The organism is Ruminiclostridium papyrosolvens C7 (genome assembly GCF_000421965.1).
Classification (GTDB): domain Bacteria; phylum Bacillota; class Clostridia; order Acetivibrionales; family DSM-1351; genus Ruminiclostridium; species Ruminiclostridium papyrosolvens_A.
The window spans coordinates 21,713-48,659 of sequence record NZ_ATAY01000063.1 but is presented as its reverse complement, the minus strand read 5'-3'; the positions used below and the strand labels follow the sequence as shown (position 1 = coordinate 48,659).

The window sequence follows — 26,947 nt, the reverse complement described above, 5'->3', positions numbered from 1 at the left end:
ATATATAACTCTTAATTAGAAGAACTTCTGTCTTACGGTTTCGGACCGGAGTATCAGCAGAACATGGGGACTTATCAGTGGTATGTAGCGGAATGAGCTCATGAGTGTTACTTTCGCTGTATATAAATACAACAATTCTTTTAGGAGGGAAAAAATGAAGAAAGTATTATCAAGTATCTTAACTCTGGCATTGATAGTATCACTTGCTGCCTGCGGAGGCAGTACAACAGACAAAAGCAATTCGACTTCCGGCACTTCCACAGGTGATTCAACCCCTAAAAGCAGTGCGGCTGCTTCATCCTTTGCAGTAGGTATGGTAACTGATGTCGGCGGGATCAACGACCAGTCCTTCAACCAGTCTGCCTGGGAAGGTCTTCAGAAGTTCAGTAAAGAAACAAATGCATCTATTTCCTATCTGGAATCGAAGCAGGAAAGCGATTACGGAACGAATCTAGACAAGCTGGCCGACCAGAAGAGCAGCCTCATCTGGGGTATAGGCTATGCCATGGCGGATGCAATAAAGACCGCGGCTTCCCAATATCCTGACAAGACCTATGCAATTGTTGATAACTCCTATGGAGAAGAGACACCTTCCAATGTCATAGGTGTTGTGTTCAGGGCACAGGAGCCATCCTTTGTGGTAGGCTACATTGCTGCTAAAACCACAAAGACAAACAAGGTTGGCTTTGTAGGCGGTATTAAGGGCGATGTTATCGACCAGTTCGAATTTGGTTACAGAGCAGGTGTTGCTTACGCTTCCAAGGAACTCGGCAAGGATATTACAGTTAATGTCCAGTATGCCAACAGCTTCGCAGATCAGGCGGTTGGTAAGGCCATAGCTTCTTCTATGTATACCAAGGGCTGCGATATTGTATTCCATGCGGCTGGTGGTGCTGGCATTGGAGTTATTGAAGCAGCCAAGGAAGCCAACAAGTTTGCTATAGGAGTTGACAGGGACCAGAGCCATCTGGCTCCGAAAAATATTCTTATATCCGCTATGAAGCTTGTCGGCAAGGCGATGGATCTCGTATCAACACAAGTAAAGGATGGTAAGGAACTTGGTGGAACCACACAGGTGTTTGGTATGAAGGAAGGCTGTGTTGGCATTCCCGAAAAAAATCCTAATGTGGATCAGAAAGTATTGACAGATGCCAAGGTGATTGAAGGAAAAATAAAGGATGAATCAATCAACATTCCATACAATAAGGCTACATTCGACAACTACATAAGTACACTCAAATAAAATTCATTTAAATCAGGGGGGATGAACTTCCCCCAACCTGTTGCATTTACCAACTAAAAGCATGGGGGTAACTATGGACATTAGTGGACAGTTTGCAGTGCAAATGCGTAACATTACAAAATACTTCGGCGATTTTTGTGCTCTGGACAAGGTCAGCCTTGATATTAAAAAAGGCACTATTCACGCAATGCTGGGGGAAAACGGTGCAGGTAAATCAACCCTGATGAATATTCTTTACGGATTGTACCAGGCCAGCAGCGGAGAGATTTTCCTTAAAGGTAATAAAGTGAATATAAAAAATCCAAATGTGGCTATTGCAAACGGCATAGGAATGGTACACCAGCACTTCATGCTGGTTGAGAACTTTACTGTGTCACAGAATATTATTCTTGGCAAAGAAGTCACAAACAAAGTCGGAGTCATTGACAATAAAAAAGTACGGCAAGATATTTTTGAGCTCAGCAAAAAATACGGGTTGCATGTTGACCCGGACTCAAAAATTGAGGATATTACAGTTGGAATGCAACAGAGAGTTGAGATTCTGAAAGCACTTTACAGGGGAGCCGAAATACTGATACTTGATGAACCAACTGCTGTATTAACTCCCCAAGAAATTCAGGATCTGATCACTATCATGCATAACCTTATAGCCGATGGCAAGACAATAATAATTATTACACATAAATTGAAGGAAATAAAAGAATCCTCGGATGTATGCACTATAATCAGAAGAGGAGTGTACATAGACACATTGAACGTAAGCGATGTTGATGAAATGCAGCTTGCGTCTATGATGGTCGGACACCATGTGAATCTACATATCAAGAAGAAGCCTGCGAAACCGGAAGAGGTTATATTTGAAATCGATAATCTCACGGTTGCTGACAATAGAGGCATCGACAGGGTGGAGAACCTTTCTCTTTCAGTAAGAAAGGGCGAAATCGTGGGAGTTGCAGGTATTGACGGTAATGGCCAGAAGGAATTGGTGGAAGCTATTACATGTCTGTCAAAAGTTAAAAACGGAAAGATAAAGATACACGGTAAAGAAATACAAAACACAACTCCAAGGAATGTATTGGATAACAAGCTTTGCACCATTCACGAAGATCGTCACAAAAGAGGCTTAGTGCTAGATTTTTCAGTAGCAGAAAACTTTGTACTGGAAAACTATGGCAAGAAGCCTTTTTCCCGTTCCGGAATACTGTATTACAAATCCATATATTCATTTGCAAAAGGTTGTATAGAACGTTTCGACGTACGACCTTCGGACTGTAAAGACACGAAAGTGAGAGCTCTTTCAGGAGGAAACCAGCAAAAGGTCATTATTGCCAGGGAAGTAACTAACGATCCTGAGCTCCTTGTTGCGGTACAGCCTACCAGAGGTCTGGATGTAGGAGCAATCGAGTATGTGCACAAATCGCTGGTAAGTCAGCGCGATGAGGGCAAGGCTGTTTTACTGATATCTTTTGAGCTTGATGAAATTATGGATATTTCGGATACAATCGCTGTCCTTTACGACGGAAGAATCGTAGCCACTTTCAGTCGGGGAGAGGCGGACGAGAATACCATCGGACTAATTATGGCAGGAGGGGGTAAAAAAATGGAGCATATAAGTAGGATTATTAAAAAGCCCTTGACCGGAATTTTTCTTTCTATTATATTGGGATTCGTTGTGGGTGCTATAGTTCTTGCAATTGCAGGATACAATCCGATAGATGCATTCGCTTCCCTGTTCAGAGGCATATTTTCAAAACCGAAATATATTTCAAATACCATAATTAAAGCTACACCTATAATCCTCACTGCCGTAAGTGTCTCCTTTGCATTCAAAACAGGTCTGTTCAACATCGGAACTGAGGGACAGTACATTATGGGTGCTATAACTGCGGCAGTACTAGGGTATAAGCTGAATCTTCCAGGTCCCCTCCAGATATTGGTCGTTATTATAGCAGCTATTACGATAGGAGCTATCTATGGTGGATTGGTAGGACTTCTTAAGGGGCGCTTCGGTATTCATGAGGTAATAACAGGCATTATGCTTAACTGGATTGCACTTTATATGAATAATTTTATAATTACGCTACCCGGACTGAAAAAACCCAATGCTGAGGCCACGTACGAAGTACATGCTCAGACGTATACGATGGTGCTACAACAATGGAAAACCTCCAAACAGGGCATTGCATGGATGAAGGAACACCCAGTCGTACAGGAGATATTACTCAGGACCAATCTGAATTACGGCATCTTGGTAGCCATAATAGTCGTAATACTGGTTACATTTTTTCTTTACAGAACCACTAAAGGCTTTGAACTCCGTGCAGTAGGCTTCAACAGAGATGCAGCAGAATTCTCCGGCATGAATGTGACTTCGAAAATAATCCTGTCCATGGTTATAGCCGGAGCTATATCCGGTCTTGCAGGTGCTATGCAGATTACAGGCTGCGACCCTCACAGAATTTCTACACTTTCTGCATTTGAAGGAAATGGCATGAATGGTCTCTCTGTCGCACTCATCGCAGGAAGCTCGCCTGTAGGATGTATTTTTGCAGGATTGTTTTTCAGCGGTTTACTTTACGGAGGCGGCTCAATACAATCGGATATCGGGGCTCCGTCAGAAATAATCAGTATAATGATAGGCACAATTGTATTCTTTGTGGCATTGGCGACAATATTCCCGCTGATAGCGGACAGACTCAGGAAGAGAGGTGTTGATAGTGTTAAATAGCATATTGCTGGCAATAAGTATAACCCTGATGTATTCAACACCGCTGGTCTTCGGCTCTATGGGCGGAGTTATCTCCGAACGTGCAGGTGTTATTAATCTTGGTATAGAGGGAATGATGACCATAGGTGCATTTACAGGTGCTACTGTCGGTTATTATACATCTAATCCCTGGCTCGGATTCTTATCAGCCGGTTTAGCAGGGGGCATGCTTGCCCTGCTGCATGCTGTTGCGGCCGTATCGTTTAAAGCAAATCAGACGGTATCAGGTATTGCCATGAATTTTCTCGGGCTGGGTCTTTCCCTATTTCTTTCAAGGCTTTTCTTTCAAGGAGCAACCATGACTAAGCCAGTAACTGAAAAGATACCCAAAATATTTGGTAAAATAAATTCAAGGGAACATCCGGTACTTTCACTGCTCAACATGGATACAACTGTAATAATAGCATTTATACTTATGCTGACGATCTGGTTCGTATTGTACAGGACAAAGTGGGGACTAAGGATACGGTCTGTAGGTGAGCATCCCGCGGCTGCGGATTCGCTGGGCATAAGCGTTTCAACAATAAGATACTTATGCGTTATCCTTTCAGGTGTATTTTCCGGATTCGGAGGTGCGGCTATGACACTTGCCGTGGTGTCACTTTACTCCGCTACAGCCATATCCGGTCAGGGCTTTATTGCACTTGCTGCGGTAATATTCGGAAAATGGACGCCGCAAGGAGCATATGGCGCATGTCTGGTCTTCGGACTTTCACAGGCACTTGTGGTACTACTGGGCGGAGACAAGGTCCGGATACCATCCCAGATATTATCCATGCTGCCCTATATTACAACCATTATTGTACTTGTTTTGTTTGTGGGGCGCTCGGTAATGCCGAAAGCGGACGGAATACCTTATGAAAAAGGAACCAGGTGAAAAGTTGACGACATTGCCCGTTTTAAGGGTGGTCATGACTTAACAAAAAAAGACCCTATAACCTGAGAGAAAGTTAAACTTCCGGCTATGTGCCATTTTTAACTGTCTTCATTATAGGGTCTGTATTTATGTTATGATTTAAAAGACATTACTTATTTTGTTATTACGATTTTCTGTCCTTCATAAATCATGTTTGGATTTTTAATTCTATCCTTGTTTGCCTCGTATATCTTCTTATATTTGCTTGAGTCACCGTAAAACTTAGCTGAAATCTTACCGAGTGTATCTCCTGCCTTTACGGTATAAACTTTATCTCTGCTTCCGATTTTGAGTGCAGGCAGCAATCCGTCTTTTGGTAAAACAAGTGTCATACCAACAACCACACGGTTGTTATTTTTCTTGAATAGTGCTTTGTTTGCATTATATATTTTTGTATGATATTTATAGCTTCCATAATTGTTTAATGCAATGGTTGCCAACGTATCTCCCTGTTGCACCTTGTATGTAGCATTTGAAGTAGAAGGAACTGGCTTTGGTGTAGTTGTAGATGTAGAAGGAACTGGCTTTGGTGTAGTTGTAGATGTAGAAGGAGCTGGCTTTGGTGTAGTTGTAGATGTAGAAGGAGTAGGCTTAGGTGTTGGTGTAGATGGAGAAGGAGTAGGCTTAGGTGTTGGCGTAGGAGTAGCTGTACCTTCAGAAATCTTATAAACAATTTTAGTAGTATCATTACCGGTACCAAAACTTAATACGTAGTAAGGATTAGGTAGGCCCCAAAAGTTTTTGACAAGAGTTGCAGTAGCTGTTTTATTTGCCTCGATTTCAGTTACAGCTTCCTCAGAACCGTCTATTGTCCACATTAAATTTCCTGAATATCCACCATCGGGATCATACGCTCTTACTGCTGCGGACATTTTTTCTTTAGGCGTAAATTTAATTTCAGTGCCTCCTTGAACAAGAATAACATTATACGCTTGTGCTCCGTCACTGTTTTCAAATTCAATTGTTTCTGACTGAGTTCCGACTTGACCGGACAATGTATAAGTATACTTGTCTGTAGGAACTTCTGAAGCTAATGACGGGATTGTAGAGAATACCAATAAGGCAGATGACACTATCATTGCCAAAGAAATGTTTTTTGTAATCCTCATATTTTTAACCCCTAAAAATAAAATTTTGCATTGGTGTTCGATAACTCCTCTTTGGTTAAATTATCCTCCCCTCGAGTATGTATGAATTGTTGCGTTTGAATTAAAATAGAAGTTTATAGATTTTAAAATACTGATTTTCACCATGCAATAGGATAATTATACCAACGCATTACTAGTTTTTCAAGTAATATATTGGATTAATATGAGGATTATTGATGAAATTTAAGAAATATTGTAAAAAAATAGATATTATTTATTCTGAATCCTAAGGTAGAAACTCGATTTTTCTAAATACTGCATTGCATAAAAAGTTATAGAAACAGCATAAAAACGGATACTATATTATGTAATATTATTAGTACGGTCAATAGTGAAAATGCACATAAAATTTATGTCGAATCATGTTGACTTTTGGCTATATATAATATATTATGTAAGTGGACATATCAACATAACAATATAATATTATAATAACAAGGACATTCAAGGGGGATAATCGTGAGCGGAATGGTACCTAAATACTATTTGGTGAAACAGAAAATAGTAGAAATGATTAATAATGAGGAAATCGGCCCCGATGGCCTTATTCCAAGTGAAAGAGAACTGATGGGTATCTTTGGCCTGAGCAGGATAACTGTAAAAAAGGCTATAGATGATCTTGTTAACGAGGGATATCTCTATCGCATTCAGGGTAAGGGAACTTTCGTTAAAAAAGATACTCTGGATCAGGATTTGATTTCAATAACCAGTTGTACTCAAGATATATTAAAGTTGGGAATGACCCCTTCGAAGAGGCTTCTGAGGTCGGAGGTTATTGAGGCTGACAAAGTTATGCTCAGAAAATTGCAGCTTAGTCAGGGGGACAAGGTATATGAAGTTAAGCGTGTATATTATGCAAACAATGAACCTGTTAACCTGACAACCGCGTACTTACCATGTAAGTTATTTCCCTTAATAGACACCTATGATTTTGGAGTTGATTCCATTTACAAAGTACTTGAAACAAAATACGGTACAAAAATTACAAAAGCAACAAGAACCATTGAGGCAGTATTGGCGGTTGATGAGGTTGCCAGAGAGCTTCAGGTAAAAGAGGGAGAGCCTGTACTTTTATTTAAGGCTATAACATATGGAATGGTAAATGGAAGAGAGATACCGATAGAATCTTTTAAAAGCTTCTACAGGTCGGACAAATTTAAATTTTACATTAATCAAATACACGAATAATTCTTAAATTCGAACAAGTGAAAAAAGAAGTAAAAATGCCAAGTAAGATAATATGCTGTGGCTTAGTTTTCTACACTCAAAAATCAATTATGCCATGGCTTTTATAAAAAGAAGCTCTAAGATCGCGACTTAGGCTTCTGAAAAACTAATATATCAAATCTATTACACAATATTTTCGGAGGAGAGGTCAACATGAAAAAAATTACAAAAAAGCTGTCTTTTCTGCTCGCACTAATTATGCTGGTATCAATGGTTTTTACAGGCTGTTCTGATTCCAAAGCTGGTGATTCCTCTGCCAGTAGTACTAATGCTGCAAATTCAAGTTCCGGTACTGCCGATTTAGGCCCTGGAATAGCACTGATTACTTCTGCTGCAGGACCTAATGACAAGGGTTATAACCAGTCGGCAATAGCAGGTCTTGAAAAAGCAAAGAATGATTTGGAAATGAATTATAAGGTTGTTGAAACTACTGATATACCAGGCAGCTTGACACAATTAGCAGGTGCTGGCTACAAGCTTATTTTCAGTCTTGAATACAACTTTGATGCTTTAATAAAGGGAGTTGGAGGAAGCAAGCCAATTGCCGAACAATATCCGGACACTACATTTGTAATATTCAATGATAATCCAAACGTAAATGATGACGGAAGCGTAAAGCATAAAAACGTTGTTTCAGTTCTCTTTGATGTTCACGAAGCATCTTTTATGGCAGGTGCATTAGCTACATTAGTTAACGAAAATGCTGCAAAGCTGTTTAACAGCGCAGATTATTCATTTACTTCAGGTGATGCAGGAAGAAAAGTAGGCTTCCTTGGAGGATCAAAATCGAATGGTATCACAGTATTCGGATACGGTTTTGCAGAGGGTATTAACTATGTAGCTAAGGAACTTAACGTAAATTATACCTTCTACAGTGATTATAACGCAGGTTTCAGTGATTCAGCTGCCGGTGCAACAAAAGCTAACACATACTATTCTGATGGTGCAAACATAGTATACGCAGTTGCAGGAGCTGTAGGTGATGGAGTAGACGCAAAAGCTAAAGAAGTTAAAAAGCTTTCAATAGAAGTTGATGCCAACAAGGACGCAAACCAACCCGGAAACATACTTACAAGTGTTTTAAAGAACACAGAAGTACCTGTTTACGAAATAGCAAAGAACTTTAAGGATAATGCTATGGATAAGGTTAACGGAAAAGTATTGAGCTACAACCTTTCTTCAGGTGCGACAGGAATCACTGATTTAAGTGTTATCGAGTCAAAGATTACAGCTGACGGAAAAGCTAAATGGGACGAAATAAAGGGTCAGCTTCAGGCTATCTCTGAAAAGATAGCAAGCGGTGAAATCAAGGTTACAAATGCTCAGGCAGGAGAAAAATTTGAAAAAACTAAGCTTGCAAATCTAAAAATGCCTAACGACTAAAAATAAAAATAAACCAGAATGAGGGCGGCAATATGTATGCAATAGAAGCTGTTAATTTAACCAAAAAATATGGCGATTTTGTTGCTAACGATAATATAAACCTTACCATCGGTAAAGGCGAAATAACCGCAATAGTTGGAGAAAACGGGGCTGGAAAAACAACTCTCATGAATATGTTTTTCGGACTTCAGCGTCCTACAAGCGGGGAACTTTTAGTTAATGGAAAAAAGGTTTCATTTGGTTCTTCATTAGATGCCATTAATTGTGGCCTGGGTATGGTGCATCAGCATTTTAAGCTGGTGCCCAGCCTGACTGTTTTTGAAAACATATTACTTGGAGTGGAAAAAAACAAAAAGATAAACATATCTCAAAAAATTAAGTTAAAGACTCCCATTATAAACAAAAACTTTGAGAAAAAAGAAGTTCAGAAGATAATTGAGGATTACAAATTTGAGCTTAAAGCGGACGATATTGTTGAGAACATTTCCATAGGAGCAAAACAGCGTGTAGAAATTTTAAAAATGCTTTACCGTAATGTAGATATTCTTATATTTGACGAACCTACTGCGGTTCTTACTCCTCAGGAAGTGGACGAGCTTTTATTAAGCTTCAAAGAACTTAAAAATCAGGGAAAGACTATTATACTCATAACACATAAGCTCCGTGAAGTAATGGAAGTCAGCGACAAGGTTATAGTTATAAAACGAGGCAAGGTTGTGGGAAGTAAAGCAACGAAAGACACAAGCTCGGCTGAAATAGCTAAAATGATGGTTGGACGTGAAGTAATACTGAATGTAAGCAAGGAAGATAAGGATGTAAGCGGGAATAAGGTTGCCTACTCCGTAAGCAAGTTATCCACTCGGGATAACTTCGGAAAGAAAGTAATTGAGGATATAAGTTTTGAAATAAAAGAAGGTGAAATTTTAGGAGTTGCAGGGGTAGAAGGGAACGGACAGAGTGAGTTGGTACGAGTTCTTTCGGGATTGATGGAATCAACGGAAGGTTCAGTTCGCTTATATGATAAGGATATAACAAATAAATGGCCAAGTAGCCTGCGTTCAGCGGGTATCGGAATAGTTCCCGAAGACAGATATGCCCAGGGACTGTGCAAGGATATGACAATCTTTGAGAATATTATAGCCGGGTATCACGGTAATAAGAAGGTATGCAGAAATGGAATCCTGCTTAAAAACGAAATTGAAAATACCAGCAACAAGCTTATAGAAAAATATGATATCAGAGTAGCTGAAAAGAACGGAAATGTATCACAGCTGTCCGGGGGAAATGCACAGAAGATAATTGTGGCAAGAGAGTTCGACTCTGACCCAAAGGTACTCATAGTAAGCCAGCCTACCCGCGGTGTTGATATAGGCTCTATAGAATTTATCCATAATAAGATTCTTGAACTGAGAAGTGAAAACAAGGCCATTTTGCTTGTCTCCAGCGAACTCAGTGAGATAATGAACCTGAGCGACAGGATAATAGTTATGTACAAAGGGCGTATTGTAGGGGAAGTTGAAGGTAGAAAGGCCGACAGCACTGAAATTGGACTGCTAATGGCGGGACTATCCTTAGAATAAGAGGGAAATTATGAAGAAAAATAATACACTTTTAAAAAATATATTTAATGTTTTATTTCCGGTAATCAGTGCCCTTATATTAGGAGGGATAATAATTGCTGCAATAGGTGAAAATCCTTTTTTGACCTATTCCGTAATGATTAAAAAATCTCTCTTTAGCCTGGACGGACTTTTAAAAACCTTGCACTTTGCAGCTCCTTTAATATTAACCGGTCTTGCAATTGCAATAACTTTTAAGGCGAATATCTTTAATATGGGTGTTGAAGGTCAGGCGGTATTGGGTGCGTTTTTTGCCGGAGTTGTAGGCTTTACCGTAAAGGGGTTACCCCCGGTACTCCATATTACATTGTGTGTACTGACAGGTATTGTTGTGGGAATGCTTTTTGCACTTATCCCTGCACTGCTTAAGGCATACTTTAATGTAAATGAGATGGTTGTAACACTCATGCTCAACTACGTGGTTGTTGAAATAGTAAAGTTTCTTTCTCAGGGAGTTTTCAAAGACCCGGCATCCGGGTATGTTTCAACCTATCCAATAGCGGAAAGTGCAATGTTTAAAAAAATATTCGGCTCTAATCTTACAGTATTCTTCTTTATAGCACTAATAGTTTTTGGAATCATGTATATAGTTTTCAATAAATCAAAACTTGGATATGAAGTAAAAGCTATCGGTAAGAACCCTGAGTTTTCAGAAGCCACAGGTATGAATGTAAGCAAGAAAATTATTATCATTATGCTTATAAGTGGTGCCATTAGCGGATTGGCAGGTGCCGGATTTCTCATGAGCGAGAAATATCGATTTACTCTTGATTTTTCCGGAAGTCCGGGATTGGGCTGGGACGGTATGCTGATTGCACTTCTGGGCAGCCATAATCCTGTAGGAATTCTGGTGGCGGCTGTATTCTATGCAGCTCTGAAAACCGGAAGCGACTATATCGGCGTATTTACCAATGTTCCAAAGGATATTGTAGGTGTTATTCAGGGTATTTTGATACTGCTACTATCTGTAAAGTTCTTTAATGAAAAGTTTTATTTGTTTGAGAAAGTTAAATTATTATGGAAGAAGTCTTCAAGTACAGACTTTAATAAATAGAGGTAGATGATTATGAGCTTATTGAATAACATTTTGTATGACATGATCTATCATAGTGCTCCATTGATTCTTGCCGTACTGGGTGGATTATTTGCACACAAGGCAAACGTCCTTAACATCGGACTTGAAGGTATGATGCTTATGGGTGCTTTCAGTAGTACACTGTTTGTTCTGATTACGGGGAACTTGTGGTTGGGAATTTTAATAAGTGTTTTATGTACACTTGTTTTGGGACTAATCTTTTCGTTCTTTGGCATCACAATGAAAAGTAACTTTATCATTACAGGTTTCGGTATAAATATTTTTGTCGCAGCCTTGAGTTCATTTGTTCTTAAATACATGGAAATGGCTAATATCAATGTCAGTTCTATTGTTAACACGGCAGGCTTAAAAATAAGTATACCCGTTATAAAGGATATACCAATACTAAATTCACTTTTAAGCGGACACACAGCGATTACCTATTTAAGTATTATACTAATTGCTGTTGTCACCGTAATTATGTATAACACAAAATTCGGTGTTTACGTAAGGGTTGTCGGTGAGAATGAAGAAGCTGCAAGATCCGTTGGTATCAATAGTGCTGCAATTAAGTACATTGCCGTGCTTATAGGAGCTGCTCTCTGCGGTTTGGCAGGTGCCAATCTGGCAGTTGAAAGAATGGCCCTGTTTACCAATAATATGACAGCGGGAAGAGGTTTTATCGCAATAGCTGCGATATATTGCGGACAAGCCAAGCCGATTAAGTCGGCTATGTACGCAATTCTTTTCGGACTTGCAAAGTCATTGGCCATAAACCTTGCTTTGTTTGCAGGCCCGGCATCAGGCCTGTTTGAAATAGTACCATACCTGATGATTGTTATAGTATTGTTTGCGGTTTCGGCTATTGAGAAACGACGTACTAATATAAGGGGGTTTAAGCTTGAATAATACAGCACTCATTATTGTAGACATGGTAAAGGATTTCACTGACCCCGAAGGGCTGGTGTTCTACCCTCAAAACCTTGAAATATTACCAAAAATAAAAAAAGTTCTTGATGAATGCAGGAAACATAATTTGCTCGTTATCTTTCTGAGGCACAGCAACAGAAAGGATAAATTCGATAAAAATCTGGTTAACATGCGTCCAAACTGTATTGAAGGCACCGGGGGAGATGAAATTGACCCAATGCTTACGGTTGACCCGGTGAAGGATTATGTTATTAAAAAAAGACGCTACAGTGGTTTTTTTGCTACTGACCTTGACATGGTACTAAGAGAAAATAAAATTCAAAATGTCATAATAGTTGGTACTAAAACTAACTGCTGTATCAGGGCAACAGTTACAGACGCCTACTATCTTGATTATACTCCAATAGTGGTATCAGACTGCGTGGCAACCAATGACGAGACGGTGAATCAGGTTCATTTGACTGACATAAAGAAATATTTAGGCAAGGTAGTGACTTCACAGGAGCTTTTCGATCTCCTGGACAAAGGGGAGATGGTCTGATGAAATATGATGTTGTAATAAACGGATATGTCAGTTTGGACAGAATTATAAAAACAACAACTCCTTTAAGATACGGATATACTTCACTGGTAGAAAACAGTGATAATGCAAGGATTCAGTACGGAGGGTGTTCCACAAACATTGCCTATCTTATGGCAAAGCTTAATATGAAGTCTCTTCCTGTTATAAGAGTAGGAGAAGAAGACTACAGGGAAACAGGATTCTATGATTATCTCCAAAACGCAGGTGTATGCATGGATGCAGTTGAGATAGTTCCAAATGAAACAACTTCAAACTGTTATCTTATAGCGGATTCGGAAAATAACCACGTTACTATTTTTTATCCCGGAGCTATGGACAAAAAGTATGCGAAAGGTATGAATCCGGAGTTTTTCAGACAGTCACAGATTGGTGTTATGACTGTTGGGTCATATGAGGATAATCTTGAATTTTATAAACAGTGTATGGCTGAAAAAGTTTCTCTGGTTTTTGGAATGAAATGTGATTTTGACGCTTTCCCTGAAAAATTCTTCAAAGAGGTTCTCTCCTCCAGCAGTATTATATTCTGTAACGAAGGTGAACAGGGAGAGATACAAAGGGTTTTCGGACTCAATGATATCAGGGAGCTGTTTGATAAGACAGCAGCACAGATCATAGTAACAACACTGGGCAAGAAGGGAAGCGTTTATTACCAAAAGACAGAAAATGGAATCTTATCCCATAGGATAACAGCAGCAGAGTTTGGAAGGGTAGTGGATACCACTGGCTCAGGAGATGCATTTATGGCAGGCTTCCTGTACGGTTATCTGAAAGGTAGAAATATAAAGGACTGTTGCAGCCTTGGAAGTGTACTTTCATCCTTTATCATTGAAAAGGTTGGCTGTACTACTAATGCTCCTTCCGAACAGGAATTTCTTGAGCGTTTCGAAAAATTTATAAAAGAGGAAGTGTGATATATAGGATGGAGACTTTATACTCAAAAACTCGGGAAGAAGATATAGCAAAATACGTTCTCTTTTCAGGAGATCCCTGGAGAGTTGAGACAGTTGCAAGCCAGTTGGAAGATGTGAAACACATAGCATTTGCAAGAGAATTTAACACCTATACAGGCTATTACAACGGGGTTCGGATTACAGTAACATCAACTGGAATAGGTGCACCATCGGCTGCAATTGCAATGGAGGAAATGTATCAGTGCGGTATGGAAGTAGCCGTGCGGATGGGAACTACAATGGGCTTAAAAGATGATTTGCTGGGCAAGTTGATTATACCTACAGGTTCAATGAGAGAGGAAGCTACAAGCAAAACTTATGTGCCGGTATCTTATCCTGCGGTAGCAGATATTGATTTAATTAACTGTATGAATAAAAGTACTTTGCAAAATAACAGGCAATATGTAAACGGATTATCCTGCACAATGGACGGTTTCTACAGCCAGATGAGAGATTCACGTCTTTCAGAAAAAATGCAGAGGGATATGAGCGAAACCTTTACTGCTCTCAAAAAATACAATATATCTGCTGTAGATATGGAATCAAGCTGTATGTTGGTTCTCGCAAATCTTATGGGAATTAAGGCCTGTATTGTTACAATGACAACTGTTCTTGAAAACCTGAAGGATTTCTTAAAAGGAGACGCAAGAAAACAATCAGAAATTGATTTATGCAAAATAGCGATGGATGGACTTGTTATATATGATAAGGAGGTGGCTTCTAAATGAAGGGATTAGAATTTAAAGAAAAAGCTCTTGTAATAGGAATGGTACATTGTCTTGCACTGCCCGGAACACCAGACTTTTGCGGTGATATGAAAAAAATAACCGACCAGGCTGTAAGGGATGCAATAACACTTGAAAAGGCAGGAATGGATGCCATTATCATTGAAAATATGGGCGACAATGTGTTTGGAGTAAATCTTGACATTGAACAGTCATGTGCTCTTGCTGCTATAAGTGCTGTCGTTGCTCAAAATGTCAATATTCCAATCGGTATTGATGCGGCAATGAACGATTACAAATCCGCATTTTCTATAGCAAAGGCAATTGGAGCTGATTTTGTCAGAATCCCTGTGTTTGTAGATACAGTAGAATTTTTCGGAGGAATTATACAGCCTTGTGCCAGAGAAGCCATGATATTCAGAAAGAATCTTGACGCTGAAAATGTGAAAATTCTTGCAGATATTCAGGTAAAGCACACACATATGGTACTTACACATGTAAGTATTGAGGATTCTGCAAGGGCTGCGGAAGCATGCGGAGCAGATGCAATTATCGTAACAGGTACTCACATAGGGGTTGAGACTCCAATTGATATCATAAAGAGAGTAAAGAAAGTAACCAATATACCCGTAATTGCCGGAAGCGGCGTTAAAACCGGCAATATAAAAGAGCAGCTTGGCATTGCAGACGGTGCCATAGTCGGTTCCAGTCTGAAAGAGGGCGGAAATATAAAAAATCCAGTGTCTCTGGAACTTTGCACAGAGTTAATTAATGCATTGAATGTATAGTGTAAATTAAAAATAAAGGACTGAATGTATATGATGAGACCAATGAAACTTGCCGGAAGCCAACTGATGTTCGGTGCGGGTTCACTTGCACACCTCAAGACTCTGACTGGGAAGAGGGCGGTAATTGTAACCGGCGGCTCAAGCATGAAAAAAAGCGGAATTCTGCAAAAAACAACAGATTACTTAAAAGAAGCCGGAATAGAAAGTCGGGTATTTGAAGGTGTTGAGCCTGATCCGCTATTCAGTACGGTCTACAATGGTGCCGAAGTAATGAAACAGTTCCAGCCCGATATAGTTGTAGGACTGGGCGGCGGCTCTGCAATGGATGCGGCAAAAGCAATGTGGGTATATTATGAACACCCTGAGCTGAAAACACTCAACGACATTGTACCCCCAAATACAGTACCAAAGCTAAGGAACAAGGCTATTCTGGTATGCATACCTTCAACCAGCGGGACAGCCAGCGAAGTCAGCCGTTCTGTGGTAATAACAGATGACGAAACCCATATAAAATATGGAGTAGGAAATATGGAAATGATGCCAGATATCGCAATATGCGACCCTGAGGTTACTGTTACGATGCCTGCAAAAATTACGGCTGAAACAGGTATGGATGCATTGACTCATGCACTTGAAGCACTTGTTTCAAACAGAGCTAATTATATTAGCAATATATTTGCAAAAAATGCAGCAAAGGATATTATTCTGAATCTTCCAAAGACGTGCAGCCAAGGAAATGATATCGGGTTCAGAGAAATTATGATTAATGCCTCCATGGCTGCAGGAATGGCGTTTACCAATGTTTCACTGGGAATAGTTCATTCTATGGCACATACGTTGGGAAGCTTATTCGGAATTTCACACGGACTTGCTGATGCGGTGTTACTGCCTTATGTAATGGAATTTAATTCAGATAATGCTGATGCAAAGAATTCCTATGATGAATTGGCAAAAGAGTTGGGAGCAGAAAATTTAGTAAATGTTGTCCGGGAGCTGAATAAATCCATCGGAATTCCAAGTCATTTTGCAGAACTGATACCTGATGAAAAGAAATATAGAGATGAGTTGGATGCAATGGCTGAAATGGCCCTAAAGGATGGATGTACTAAAACTAATCCTGTTATTCCTTCAATAGAACAACTTAAGGAACTATTTATTAAAGTATATAGAGATTAAAAAACAACTCGAATTTCCCGGTTGGTATGAAATTATTCTGGTGAATTTGCAGCTCATTAAAGAATTTTATGTAAACTAATTAATATACTCTAAACTTAATAAGTAAGTACCACCGGGAAACAAGAGTAAAAAATGATTATGCCGTAAGGCTTATGGAGGCTTAATGTGAAACTAATATGTTATTTATCCAACGGATACCCAACAATAGAGTCCAGTATAACAATGGCTAAGGACTATATTGACGCAGGCTGTGATATAATTGAAGTGGATTTTCCTTCCTCTGACCCGTACCTTGAAGGGGAATATATAGCAAATAGGATGAAAGAGGCTCTTACAGCCTGCAATGATTACGACAAATATATGGATGGAATTGTAGAGATAAAAAACAGTCATCCCAATACTAAATTTATATTGTTGTCCTATGAAAATACAATTCTTGAGATTGGTGTAGACCGTTTTATTAAATTCTGTGTTGATAACAACATGAAGGACCTCATATATGTAGGAAAAGACAATCAGGAAGTTAAAAGCAAGCTTATTGCCAACGGAATAAAGATTTCATGCTACGTTCAATTCCACATGGATGAAAATGAAATTCAGGCAGCAGTAGAATCCAACGGATTTGTTTACATGCAGGCCAAGCCGACTACCAACAATGTTAATCCTAAATTCCCAACCCTGAAGGATTGTATAGACCATTTGAAGAGTCTTGGAATAAAAAGGGAGATATACTGCGGTGTAGGCATATACGCACCTGAAGACATAAAAATGGCGAAAGAAGCAGGAGCTGATGGAGTCTTTGTAGGAAGTACAGTTCTGAAGCTTCATACGGATATACCAAAAATGAAAGATACAATTGCTTTATTTAAAAAAACCTGCAACGAATAAACAAATGTAAATTAAAAAAACCATGTATATAGGGGTAATCACCTTATACATGGTTTTTTGTTGTGTGTTATAAATCAATATTATAGTATTTGATTCATCCAGTGAGTACCAAAGAAACTATGAAAGAAAGCGTGGTAACTCTATAAACTTTTTTATCATTTTACAATACAAAATACTTTCTAATGATATGGTTAACATAAGTAACAACTTTCGAATATTTTACATATTATATATTAAAAAGCAATATCTTTTGATTTATGCGGTACTATGCTGATGGAGATAAAAAAGGTTCTTTTGCCTGCATATTCGGAAGTTCCTTATTGCGATTTTAATATAGGACTGAAAGGAGTGAAAATCATGTCAAAACCAAACACTGTAACTGGTGATGCCTTTGTAGCTCAAGCAGTTAACCAGAAAAACTTGAGCCTGAATGCCAACGTAACGTTAAATGCTTATATTTGCGTAGAGCAGGAAGTGAGAGAATTCCAGTTGGCAGTAGCTGAAGCTGAGGAAGAGGACTGCTAGATGCTACAAGGAAACTATAAAGAGAGGAGGTAGAATCAATTGAAAGTTGGATATGGTAAAGATGGTCTGACCATAAATTCTAAAAAAATTGACCCATATAGTTTCTCATACAAAAAAGTTTCCATTGATTTTGAGGAGCCTGAAGTAAAATCTGATACTATGAGCACTGTAGAAAGGTTTTACAACGTTAAGAATTCCAGTGAAGAAGTAACAAAGCTTGAGAAATTCAAAACATTTTTAGCTAGTAAATCTTGAGTAAATATATAAAAAAATAAAGGAGCGTATTAATTATGGGAGATCTATTTAAAGCAGCAGCAGTAAACCAGAAAAATTTGAGCTTAAATGCAAACGTTACCTTAAGCTCTTATCTTGAAGTAGAACAGGAAGTGGAAGAATTCCAGATAGCAGTAGCTGAAGCTGAGGAAGAGGACTAAATAATTATTGAATTTTAATAATTTAATAGTTTAATATCTTAATATTTTAAAAAAATCCAAGGAGAAAACTCTCTTAGTTATTAGGAGAATATTTTCTCTTTGGTATTTTATTAAAAGTATTTCAATCATATAAGAACTTTTGACACTTAATAATCATAAATATGGATATAGAGAAAATTCATATAGGAGCATGCATACATTATGAATGATGTAGATAGTAATCCAATTAATATGAAAAAACAGGCTGAAGTTGATATGAGAGCTAATGAGGTAGATCAATTAAACGTAAATCACCAATCAAATATGACTCTATCTGCGAATTCTGTAATTACTCAGTCTCATTTGTCAATAAAAACAAATGACAATAAGATATTTGAGGATGGTGATGAAAATGAACCAAAATAACGATAGGATTGCAATAACATTAAAGAAAAGGATAAACGGAAAACCTTCCAAAATTCAGATAAGCAAAAGCGGTGAAATATATATAGACGGTGAGTTATATGATGAACAGAATCAGGATAAATTCAAAGGGGTCTATATTAGTGCGGAAAAACACAATGTTGTTAATAAGGGAGAAGATACTCAAAGAATGATTGATGCAAGCAAGAAGGCAGCTAAAGGAGAAACAGTTGTATTAACAGATGTTCACACGCCCAACAAGAGTCAGACAACTGCTGTGAAATTCTAGATAGTATAAAGGGAGGTTAAACATATGTTTGAAGGACAAGAAGATACATTGTATGATAGCAGCGATTCCATTCAAAATGACGAACCAGATAAAAATGGGATTAAATTTACTACTGATTCTGCATGTATAAGTACCAGGAGCTTCAATATTCAACTAAATAAAGATGATAAAAAAAAAGGCCATTTTGAACTGATAGAGCAAATGTACCAATTACGTTGTGACAACACTCTATCAAAAAAAGAAAGAACTGAGAAATTCGATGAATTAATTAAAGAATTCAAAATGAAAGGTTAAGGTGAAGCAGATGAGCGATAAAAAGGTTTCAACACTACTTAACCTTTCGAACCAAGCGAATTATACTAAGGCATTCAAATCTCACCTGTCACAATTTAATTTTATAATAATAATGGGTAGAGAGTACCTTGAGAAAGGTAATGACAATTCTAAAGATATCCCTTTGTCAATAAGTATTAGTAAGTCAGGTGAAATTGAGATTGTTAATATTGACGAAGAAAATAATAATGATATAGATATAGATAATATATGTATTTATTCAGATAAAAAAATAACAGATAGTGATGAATAGGGAGGGACTCAGGTGGAAGTTTCTGAAAGCCAAAAAAAATCCTATAATTTTCTAATAAACGCCTCCAATCAAGCTAATTTGGTTGGTACTGACAACGTATCTCCGGTACAGATTAATTCTTTGTTTATATTTGTATCACCATATGTTTTGGAAAAGGTTAATATGGATGACCTGGATATAGACATTAGCATTGACAAAAATGGTAAAATACATATTGACGGACATTGCTTTGACACAATTGAAGTTAAATCGGGTATAAACGTGTTGGGTATTCTAAAAAGATAAATATATCCGGACGTAAAGGGAGAGAATCCGGTGCGGTCTAACCTTTATGCGATATACAGAGCATGACAACGCAAACAAAAAATGCAAATAGTTGTAAAAGCTACGTAGGAAATACTCTTTTATGGTTAAAAAATTAAGTATTAACCATAGAGGAGTATTTTTTATGATTTTGTTGCTTTTTGTATAAAATTTAGTTTCCATGTTCTTTGACTAACCTTACTCAAAATGTAATAGAAGAATCACTGATTAGGTATATTTTCATCTGTACTCCCCAATGGTATTTTGCCTAACATTTTTGGTGCATTTCACTATCACCGTTTTACAAATTCCCGGAGCAGATAAAAAAATAATATATACAACTAATATATTCGTTGCTTTTCTGTTGAATAATGAATATCTGCTTTCTATATAAAGACCTTTATGCTAAATTATAATTGTAAAAGGAGAATTTAGTATGAAAACTTATTTAATAACTGGCGGAGCGGGATTTATAGGTTCTAATTTTATAAGATATATGTTAAAAACCCACAAAGACATTTTTATAATAAATGTAGACAAGCTTACTTATGCCGGTAACCCGGATAATTTAGCAGGAGTCTTAATTAATGAAACAAACTATAAGTTTTATTGCTATGACATATGTGATAATGAGAAAATAAAAGAGATATTTAATAGACATAAAATTAACTATGTAGTCAATTTTGCAGCAGAAAGCCATGTAGACCGCTCCATGACCAGCACAAAGGAATTTATTGAAACCAATATAACGGGAACCGTAAACTTGATGGATATTGCCAAGAAAGCATGGGAAATCAGGGAGAATGAATATATTGATGGGGTCAGGTTTTTGCAAATATCCACAGATGAGGTATATGGCTCCTGTACTGAATGTTGTTCCGAAGAAGCTCCTTTGAACCCTCATAATCCATATTCTTGCAGCAAGGCAGCTGCTGAATTCTATGTAAAATGCTATTGGGATGCATACAGTTTTCCTGTGAATATTACTCGAAGCTCAAACAATTACGGCCCTTACCAATACCCGGAGAAGCTGATTCCGGTGATGATACATAATACCATGGACAATCGCAAACTTCCGGTATATGGTGATGGTATGCAACTGAGGGACTGGATATATGTTGAAGACAATTGCAGGGCAATAGACCTGGTTTTACATAAGGGTGAACCCGGCGAAGTTTACAATATAGCTACAGAGAAAAAATATCATAACCGATTTGTGGTAGATAAGATTTTAACTTATATAAAAGGTGAAGTTCGGGAAGATATGATTCAGCATGTACAGGACAGAAAGGCATCAGACCTGTGTTACAGTATCAGTACTAAAAAAATACGGGAGAAATTGGGGTGGAATCCATCGGTTGATTTCCATAATGGACTTGATAATACCATACAGTGGTATCTGGATAATAAAAAATGGTTGGATAAAGTCCTTAAAAATCCCCCCCGGTAGAGTTTTAAGTTCTACTCGGAAAGGGGGATTTTTGAAGAACTACTATTGGAACAGCTCAGGGTAAAGCTCTTTTGCAAGTTTTTCCAAACCGTCCAGACTCTGATAGCTATAGCCAAATAAATGGTTGTAGTTGGCAACAAACACCTGCTTATTTTTAACAGCATCCAAACTTTCAAGTTTTGGGTTTGTCATAATATTATTAATGGTGGCATTTTCATCCTTTTGAGTTGCAGCTTCTCCTTCAGTGTCCCAGTGCAATGTCACAAGGATATGGGGATTCTGCTCAATTAAGGCTTCAACACTGATTTCGCCTTGTTCTTTTTCAAATACATTCTGGAGTTTAAGCATTCGGAACATGTCATTAAAGAAGGTTTCATTGTAGGCGGAATAAATGGATAAACTTTCAGGTTCGCTTGAGTGTATGTATGCAAAGGTTTTATCCTGTTTTATAGCCTTAAGGGCATCCTGTACCGTTTTCTGCCGTGCTTTTAATTCAGCAGCAAATTCCTGTGCCTTTTCCTGAACACCAAAAATTTTACCTATCATTTCAATGTCCTTGTATATGGACTCGAACGTGCCTCCGGTTATGGAAGATTCCATTACGTATGTATTTATACCCATTTCATTCAAAGAGTCAACAGTTCCCACACCCCAGTCGGCATTGTCAAAAAGTCCGCCCCTTCCGAAAATAAAATCAGGGTTTACACTCATTGCAACCTCTTTGCTGATATATGACTTTCCAAGGTTGGTAAGTTTATTGAATTCTTCTGATACAGATTCATCAGGTATACCGAAAACACCGCCCACACCAACAATTTTATCCGTGAGACCAAGATGAATTAAAAACTCAGCAGCGGTACGTGTTGTAGCTACTATTCTTTCGGGTGCCTTCTCAAATGTTATATCTTTTTCCAGCCATTCAGTACCTCCTTCTGCCTTAGTATAGTTTTTAACAACGAGGGGGTAAGAAGTGGTTGTTTCTTTAGAATCAGAGGCTGAAATTGAATTTTGTGCAGCAGGTTCAGTTCCACAGCTTGTCAGTAAAAAGGTTAATGTCATTATTATTGCTGTAAACAGTGTTGTTATTTTTTTCATAAAGATTCTCCTAAATTTGATATACAAAACTTAAATTATTTGAAACGGGGTTTTCATAAATCTTGCACTTAACATCATATAAATCCGCTACAAGCTCTTCAGTAAAAAGCTCATTGGGTTTTCCGTGTGCTATAATCTTGCCTTTTTTCATAGCATAAATATAATCACAATATTCAGCCGCCATCTGCAAGTCATGCAATGCCGCAAGTACACCGATGTCCAGATTTTTAACACAGTGAAGAACTTCCAATTGATAACGTATATCAAGATGATTGGTTGGCTCATCCAACACTAAAAAAGAAGGTTGCTGTGCAATTGCCCGGGCCAGAATAACACGTTGTTTTTCGCCGCCGGAAAGTGTTAAATAGCTTCTGTCCATATATTCCGTCAGATTGGTTTGTCCTATTGCACGGTGGACAATGTCAATATCTTCTTCTGTATCGGAGTCCAGAAGTTTTTTGTGTGGGGTTCGTCCAAGCATGACCATTTGAAAGACAGTCAGATCAAAACTAATTTCATTGAACTGGCCCACTACGCTCATTTTCTGAGATACTTTTTTCGGGGGGGTGTTCAGCAAATCAATATTATCTAAAAACACTGAACCTCCTTGGGGTTTCAGACTTTTGTAGATACTTTTCAGCATAGTGGACTTACCGCAGCCGTTTGCACCGATAATCCCTACAAATTGCTTGTTTTTTACCCTCAGGGAAACATCTTTTACGATTTCTTTTTTATTGATTGACACACGAAGATTTTGAACATTAAGCTCCATACTATCCTCCAAAGTTATAGCCTTTTTTTACAATAATATAGATAAACATTGGTGCTCCTATGATAGAGGTAATAATACCGATTGGTAACTCCACATTTTCTACAATTATTCTGGATAACACATCCGCCCATATTAAAAACAGTGAGCCTATCAATGCAGTCATAGGCAGCATACGTTTGTGGTCAGAACCGATAAAGCCTCTGACAATATGAGGGATAATAAGACCAATAAAGCCTATCATTCCAGAGTACGCAACAACAACTCCCGTTAACAGAGAAGTAAGCAGCATATAAAATCTTCTGTACTTTGAAAGAGGGATACCTAGTGTCGTTGCAGCCTCATCACCTAAAAGCATGGTATTTAGTATCCTATGCTGGAATAGAAAAAATACGGTTACGACGCTTACCACAAGGGCTAGAACAGGTACCTTACTCCAGCCTGATGAAGCGAGACTTCCCATAGCCCAAAAGGTAACGTTTTTCATACCCTCAGCATTATTGGAAAAATAGACAATAATACTGGAAAATGAACTGAATAAAGCACTAATAACCGAACCCGACAACACCAGCTTCATTGACGTCATCCGCCCGCCCACGCTTGATAGCAATAGAACTGCAAGAGAGGCAAGTACTGCACCCAAAAAGGCACTGAATGTTAAACCGAATTGTGAAAAAATTGTTCCACCCCCGAAGCCAATTAAAATAGCAAATGTTGCTCCTAAAGAAGAGCCTGATGAAATACCTAATATGTACGGGTCTGCAAGGGGGTTCTGCACTATTGCCTGCATAACGGCACCGCTGACTGCAAGAGCTGTTCCTATAAAAACAGCAAAAAGAATTCTTGGAATTCTAACCTGCCAGACTATGTTAACAAAAGCTTTTGGTATATTTTCAAGTGAACCGAAAGCACCGCCTGTTATTTTGTTAATCAGAATGTTGAAAGTTTGTTTCAGTGGTACATCCGCTTGTCCTACCGATGCCGAGAAACACAGGGAGAAAATGATGGCAGCAAGTAAGGAGACTACTGCGGTGAAATAGATTCCCTTTATCTCAAATAATTGTTTGTTCTTTATTAAAAACACCTCCTTCAAATTACTATTTTTGTTGGCTTAAATGTGGTTAGCGTATGCTAACTTTATAAAATATAACATATGATATTTGAAAAAGTCAAGCTAAATGATAATAATTATCATTTATGAAATAATAAGACCTCTTATCGTATGTAATCATATGAAAGACGCCTTTTCCAATTTTATTTAAACTCTGGTGAATTTATAGTAAAATAATGTATAATACTTAGTTTAAACAGGAGGATAAATAATGAAGATTAAATGGTTTGGTCATTCGTGTTTTCTTATAACTTCGGATAATGGTACAAGGATACTGACAGACCCGTTTGATGAACAGGTGGGTTATCCTCTCCCGCACACAGAGGCAGATATCGTAACAGTAAGTCATAATCATTTTGACCATGACAATGTCAGTGTTGTGAAGGGCAGTTTCAAGCATATAAAAGATGCAGGCAATTTTACCCACGGAGATATAAGTATAAAAGGAATATCAACTTTTCACGATGAATTGGGCGGTGCAAAAAGGGGTAAAAATATAGTATTCATTTATTCAATTGATGGGATTACTATTTGTCATTTGGGTGATTTAGGGCATGTTTTATCTGAAGAACAGCTTGAGGAAATTGGTCAGGTGGATGTACTCCTTGTTCCAATAGGTGACATATATACAATTGACGGAGATACGGCAATAAAGGTTATAAAATCAATTAATCCAAGGATTTCAATTCCCATGCACTATAAGACAGAACATCTGTCATTTAAACTGGCAGAGCCGGAAAGGTTTCTGGAAAAAATAGACGGTAAAAGGTACCCCGGTAATGAGCTTACAATAAATGCAGATAATATATCCGAATATCCGGAAGTTTTGACACTGAATTATTTATAGATAAAAAATAAACTATGAAGAGAAAGGGTTTTCTATGAGTGCTTGTTTATGGCCCGGCAATAATCCTATAATGAAACAATATCACGATAATGAATGGTGCAGACCAAGTTATGATGATTCATATATATTTGAAATGCTTACTTTGGAAGGGGCTCAAAGCGGTTTATCCTGGAGTATCGTCCTTGCCAAAAGAGAAGAATATAAAAAGGCTTTTAAAAATTTCGATATCCGATATTGTTCAACCCTTAGTGATGAAGAACTGGAAAATATCAAAAATGAATATAATGTAGTTAAAAGTCCCTTGAAATTAAGGTCTGTCAGAAGCAATGCTTTGGCGGTACTTAAAACACAAACAGAGCTTGGAAGCTTTTCAGATTACCTGTGGCGTTACGTTGATTATCGCCCCCAGATAAATATCAGGGATTCTGAAGAACAAATTCCTGCAAAAACTCTCCTGTCGGAAGAAATAAGCAAAGATTTGAAAAAGAGAAACTTCAAATTTGTTGGTCCAGTTATAATCTATTCATTTATGCAGGCAATCGGTATGGTAGACGACCATATAAGATCATGTCCTTATCATACAATAAACAGATAATCAATTAAAAACAATATTATTGTTAATGTAAACTTTATGGAAACGTCGGCATTTTAACAAATGTCGACGTTTCTTGTTTTATCTAAACCTCATTTTTCTCCAAATGATTATTTTAACCTACATAATTATATAGTTTTCTGGAATTATTACCAAAAATAAACAAAGAGGTTATTAAAATTCTTAAAAGAACTAATGAAATATTTATATTATGTAACATTTTAGGTTGTTATTTTAAAAAAATACAAAATCTGGAGGTATTTAATGAAAAACTCATATGTAAGTAAGGAGGTTTTAAATTCATGGAGGAGATGTTTAGAGATGGATTTGCCCAGTAACGCTTCAATTCCTGTAAGCATGAAAGAATATGATATAAAGGTCAAATTAGATGAAAATAAAATGCTATTATCGGTCTTTAAGGATGCTGTTGAAAAGGTAAACACCCAAATACTTGGTAAACATTCCTTTTTGCTAACGGATTCTGAAGGAATAATTCTGTATATAAATAAGAAAAACCATACTATTCTCAAGGAAGGTATCTCACTTGCAGAGGAAATCAGCGGCACAAACGCCATTTCTCTGTCGTTGAAGCTAAACAAAAAAGTTAATACTGAGCCCCAGCACCATTATTGCAGTTTCTTCAGCCGAATGTACCTTTTTTCTGTACCAATATGTATCCGGAACAGAATAATAGGTTCTATAGCCGTTGCGTCCACAGGTATTCCCATAAAAAAGGAATTGATTATTATAACGGAGCTCTTGGCATATCAGGTAGGGAATGAGGTGGAGGGAACAGGGCAAACTCTGGCTAAAAGACAGATATCTCAAATGAAGTTCAGCGACAAGCAGTTAATGGTGCTGAAATTGCTTGCAAAGGGAATGACTGAAAAAGCAGTCGCCATCGATTCCGGAATAAGTATAAACACTGTAAGATACCATAAAAAGATTATTTTCAGAAAGTTGGATACCAGCAATGTAATCGATGCAGTTGTAAAAGCCTTGAAGTACAATCTTATAACCATTGATGAAATATAATTCCTTATACTACAAAATTTAGTAGTTACATTCTATAAAATACACTGAAATCCTATAATTTCTTAGAGTAGAAATCAAATCAGCCATATAT

At 37.8% G+C, this 26,947-nt stretch carries 30 protein-coding genes and 1 pseudogene; 27 read left to right on the top strand and 4 right to left on the bottom strand.

Features of this window, described 5'->3' with window-relative positions; translation table 11 throughout:
- Nucleotides 1-154: 154 nt before the first annotated feature.
- The 4 genes and pseudogenes from L323_RS33395 to L323_RS33385 all read left to right on the top strand — a co-directional run bounded on the left by L323_RS33395 (nucleotide 155) and on the right by L323_RS33385 (nucleotide 4,887).
- Nucleotides 155-1,243, top strand: coding sequence for a BMP family ABC transporter substrate-binding protein (locus L323_RS33395; protein ID WP_020816012.1), 1,089 nt, complete (start codon nucleotides 155-157; stop codon nucleotides 1,241-1,243).
- A gap of 73 nt (nucleotides 1,244-1,316) precedes the next feature.
- A pseudogene (locus L323_RS41510) lies at nucleotides 1,317-2,834 on the top strand (ABC transporter ATP-binding protein); the annotation flags it as partial.
- Nucleotides 2,823-3,971 carry an ABC transporter permease gene (locus L323_RS41505; protein ID WP_347498866.1) on the top strand — a complete coding sequence of 383 codons (1,149 nt, stop codon included), beginning with the start codon at nucleotides 2,823-2,825 and terminating at the stop codon, nucleotides 3,969-3,971. The pseudogene L323_RS41510 and the gene L323_RS41505, both read left to right, overlap by 12 nt.
- Nucleotides 3,961-4,887: an ABC transporter permease gene (locus L323_RS33385; protein WP_020816011.1), complete on the top strand. Its 927-nt coding sequence runs from the start codon at nucleotides 3,961-3,963 to the stop codon at nucleotides 4,885-4,887. Before L323_RS41505 ends, L323_RS33385 begins: the two co-directional genes overlap by 11 nt.
- Before the next feature lie 152 nt (nucleotides 4,888-5,039).
- On the opposite strand, the gene L323_RS33380 is transcribed toward L323_RS33385, so the two are convergent.
- A complete protein-coding gene (locus L323_RS33380; RefSeq protein WP_020816010.1) occupies nucleotides 5,040-6,035 on the bottom strand; it encodes a LysM peptidoglycan-binding domain-containing protein in 996 nt (331 codons plus the stop codon).
- 498 nt (nucleotides 6,036-6,533) lie between these two features.
- Between L323_RS33380 and L323_RS33375 the strand changes: the two genes are divergently transcribed.
- The 20 genes from L323_RS33375 (at nucleotide 6,534) to rfbB (ending at nucleotide 21,407) form a co-directional block, all read left to right on the top strand.
- A complete protein-coding gene (locus L323_RS33375) occupies nucleotides 6,534-7,262 on the top strand; it encodes a GntR family transcriptional regulator (RefSeq protein WP_020816009.1) in 729 nt (242 codons plus the stop codon).
- 192 nt (nucleotides 7,263-7,454) lie between these two features.
- Nucleotides 7,455-8,684, top strand: a complete 1,230-nt coding sequence (locus L323_RS33370) for a BMP family lipoprotein (protein ID WP_020816008.1) — start codon at nucleotides 7,455-7,457, stop codon at nucleotides 8,682-8,684.
- 32 nt (nucleotides 8,685-8,716) lie between these two features.
- Nucleotides 8,717-10,264: an ABC transporter ATP-binding protein gene (locus tag L323_RS33365; protein ID WP_020816007.1), complete on the top strand. Its 1,548-nt coding sequence runs from the start codon at nucleotides 8,717-8,719 to the stop codon at nucleotides 10,262-10,264.
- A gap of 10 nt (nucleotides 10,265-10,274) precedes the next feature.
- Entirely contained in the window at nucleotides 10,275-11,357 is a 1,083-nt protein-coding gene (locus L323_RS33360; RefSeq protein WP_020816006.1) for an ABC transporter permease, read from the top strand.
- A gap of 12 nt (nucleotides 11,358-11,369) precedes the next feature.
- Nucleotides 11,370-12,287, top strand: coding sequence for an ABC transporter permease (locus L323_RS33355; RefSeq protein WP_020816005.1), 918 nt, complete (start codon nucleotides 11,370-11,372; stop codon nucleotides 12,285-12,287).
- Nucleotides 12,280-12,849, top strand: a complete 570-nt coding sequence (locus tag L323_RS33350; protein ID WP_020816004.1) for a cysteine hydrolase family protein — start codon at nucleotides 12,280-12,282, stop codon at nucleotides 12,847-12,849. The genes L323_RS33355 and L323_RS33350 overlap by 8 nt, the downstream gene beginning before the upstream one ends.
- Nucleotides 12,849-13,802 carry a carbohydrate kinase family protein gene (locus tag L323_RS33345; RefSeq protein ID WP_020816003.1) on the top strand — a complete coding sequence of 318 codons (954 nt, stop codon included), beginning with the start codon at nucleotides 12,849-12,851 and terminating at the stop codon, nucleotides 13,800-13,802. Before L323_RS33350 ends, L323_RS33345 begins: the two co-directional genes overlap by 1 nt.
- A gap of 8 nt (nucleotides 13,803-13,810) precedes the next feature.
- Nucleotides 13,811-14,569, top strand: coding sequence for a nucleoside phosphorylase (locus L323_RS33340; protein ID WP_031342165.1), 759 nt, complete (start codon nucleotides 13,811-13,813; stop codon nucleotides 14,567-14,569).
- Nucleotides 14,566-15,354 (top strand): BtpA/SgcQ family protein, encoded by a 789-nt coding sequence (locus L323_RS33335; RefSeq protein ID WP_020816001.1) that lies wholly within the window; start codon nucleotides 14,566-14,568, stop codon nucleotides 15,352-15,354. The genes L323_RS33340 and L323_RS33335 overlap by 4 nt, the downstream gene beginning before the upstream one ends.
- Before the next feature lie 30 nt (nucleotides 15,355-15,384).
- Complete coding sequence (locus L323_RS33330; RefSeq protein ID WP_020816000.1) at nucleotides 15,385-16,530, top strand: iron-containing alcohol dehydrogenase; 1,146 nt, start codon at nucleotides 15,385-15,387, stop codon at nucleotides 16,528-16,530.
- A gap of 165 nt (nucleotides 16,531-16,695) precedes the next feature.
- The gene (locus L323_RS33325) at nucleotides 16,696-17,418 is read left to right on the top strand and encodes a tryptophan synthase subunit alpha (RefSeq protein WP_020815999.1); all 723 of its coding nucleotides are present in this window, start codon (nucleotides 16,696-16,698) and stop codon (nucleotides 17,416-17,418) included.
- A gap of 357 nt (nucleotides 17,419-17,775) precedes the next feature.
- Nucleotides 17,776-17,943: a hypothetical protein gene (locus L323_RS41410; RefSeq protein WP_165582687.1), complete on the top strand. Its 168-nt coding sequence runs from the start codon at nucleotides 17,776-17,778 to the stop codon at nucleotides 17,941-17,943.
- A 39-nt stretch (nucleotides 17,944-17,982) separates the two neighbouring features.
- Nucleotides 17,983-18,198: a hypothetical protein gene (locus tag L323_RS33315; RefSeq protein WP_020815997.1), complete on the top strand. Its 216-nt coding sequence runs from the start codon at nucleotides 17,983-17,985 to the stop codon at nucleotides 18,196-18,198.
- A gap of 35 nt (nucleotides 18,199-18,233) precedes the next feature.
- Nucleotides 18,234-18,377, top strand: coding sequence for a hypothetical protein (locus L323_RS41405; RefSeq protein WP_020815996.1), 144 nt, complete (start codon nucleotides 18,234-18,236; stop codon nucleotides 18,375-18,377).
- A 201-nt stretch (nucleotides 18,378-18,578) separates the two neighbouring features.
- Nucleotides 18,579-18,782 carry a hypothetical protein gene (locus L323_RS33310; RefSeq protein WP_020815995.1) on the top strand — a complete coding sequence of 68 codons (204 nt, stop codon included), beginning with the start codon at nucleotides 18,579-18,581 and terminating at the stop codon, nucleotides 18,780-18,782.
- Nucleotides 18,769-19,068, top strand: a complete 300-nt coding sequence (locus tag L323_RS33305) for a hypothetical protein (protein WP_131451053.1) — start codon at nucleotides 18,769-18,771, stop codon at nucleotides 19,066-19,068. The genes L323_RS33310 and L323_RS33305 overlap by 14 nt, the downstream gene beginning before the upstream one ends.
- A gap of 24 nt (nucleotides 19,069-19,092) precedes the next feature.
- Nucleotides 19,093-19,362: a hypothetical protein gene (locus L323_RS33300; protein WP_020815993.1), complete on the top strand. Its 270-nt coding sequence runs from the start codon at nucleotides 19,093-19,095 to the stop codon at nucleotides 19,360-19,362.
- Nucleotides 19,363-19,372: 10 nt separating this feature from the next.
- Entirely contained in the window at nucleotides 19,373-19,654 is a 282-nt protein-coding gene (locus tag L323_RS33295) for a hypothetical protein (protein ID WP_020815992.1), read from the top strand.
- 12 nt (nucleotides 19,655-19,666) lie between these two features.
- On the top strand, nucleotides 19,667-19,939 hold the full coding sequence (locus L323_RS33290) for a hypothetical protein (RefSeq protein ID WP_020815991.1): 273 nt from the start codon (nucleotides 19,667-19,669) through the stop codon (nucleotides 19,937-19,939).
- A 454-nt stretch (nucleotides 19,940-20,393) separates the two neighbouring features.
- Nucleotides 20,394-21,407, top strand: a complete 1,014-nt coding sequence (gene rfbB, locus L323_RS33285; protein ID WP_020815990.1) for a dTDP-glucose 4,6-dehydratase — start codon at nucleotides 20,394-20,396, stop codon at nucleotides 21,405-21,407.
- Between the two features lie 42 nt (nucleotides 21,408-21,449).
- Here rfbB and L323_RS33280 read toward each other — a convergent pair whose 3' ends face one another.
- Genes L323_RS33280 through L323_RS33270 form a run of 3 tightly spaced genes read right to left on the bottom strand, consistent with a single transcriptional unit; the run spans nucleotide 21,450 to nucleotide 24,364 of the window.
- Nucleotides 21,450-22,502: an ABC transporter substrate-binding protein gene (locus L323_RS33280; RefSeq protein ID WP_020815989.1), complete on the bottom strand. Its 1,053-nt coding sequence runs from the start codon at nucleotides 22,500-22,502 to the stop codon at nucleotides 21,450-21,452.
- 10 nt (nucleotides 22,503-22,512) lie between these two features.
- Entirely contained in the window at nucleotides 22,513-23,274 is a 762-nt protein-coding gene (locus L323_RS33275) for an ABC transporter ATP-binding protein (protein WP_020815988.1), read from the bottom strand.
- 1 nt (nucleotide 23,275) lies between these two features.
- On the bottom strand, nucleotides 23,276-24,364 hold the full coding sequence (locus L323_RS33270) for a FecCD family ABC transporter permease (protein ID WP_020815987.1): 1,089 nt from the start codon (nucleotides 24,362-24,364) through the stop codon (nucleotides 23,276-23,278).
- 229 nt (nucleotides 24,365-24,593) lie between these two features.
- On the opposite strand from L323_RS33270, the gene L323_RS33265 reads away from it, so the two are divergent.
- The 3 genes from L323_RS33265 (at nucleotide 24,594) to L323_RS33255 (ending at nucleotide 26,856) form a co-directional block, all read left to right on the top strand.
- Complete coding sequence (locus L323_RS33265; protein WP_020815986.1) at nucleotides 24,594-25,229, top strand: MBL fold metallo-hydrolase; 636 nt, start codon at nucleotides 24,594-24,596, stop codon at nucleotides 25,227-25,229.
- A gap of 34 nt (nucleotides 25,230-25,263) precedes the next feature.
- Entirely contained in the window at nucleotides 25,264-25,824 is a 561-nt protein-coding gene (locus L323_RS33260; RefSeq protein WP_020815985.1) for a DNA-3-methyladenine glycosylase I, read from the top strand.
- Nucleotides 25,825-26,085: 261 nt separating this feature from the next.
- Complete coding sequence (locus tag L323_RS33255; protein ID WP_020815984.1) at nucleotides 26,086-26,856, top strand: LuxR C-terminal-related transcriptional regulator; 771 nt, start codon at nucleotides 26,086-26,088, stop codon at nucleotides 26,854-26,856.
- The last annotated feature ends 91 nt before the right edge of the window (nucleotides 26,857-26,947 follow it).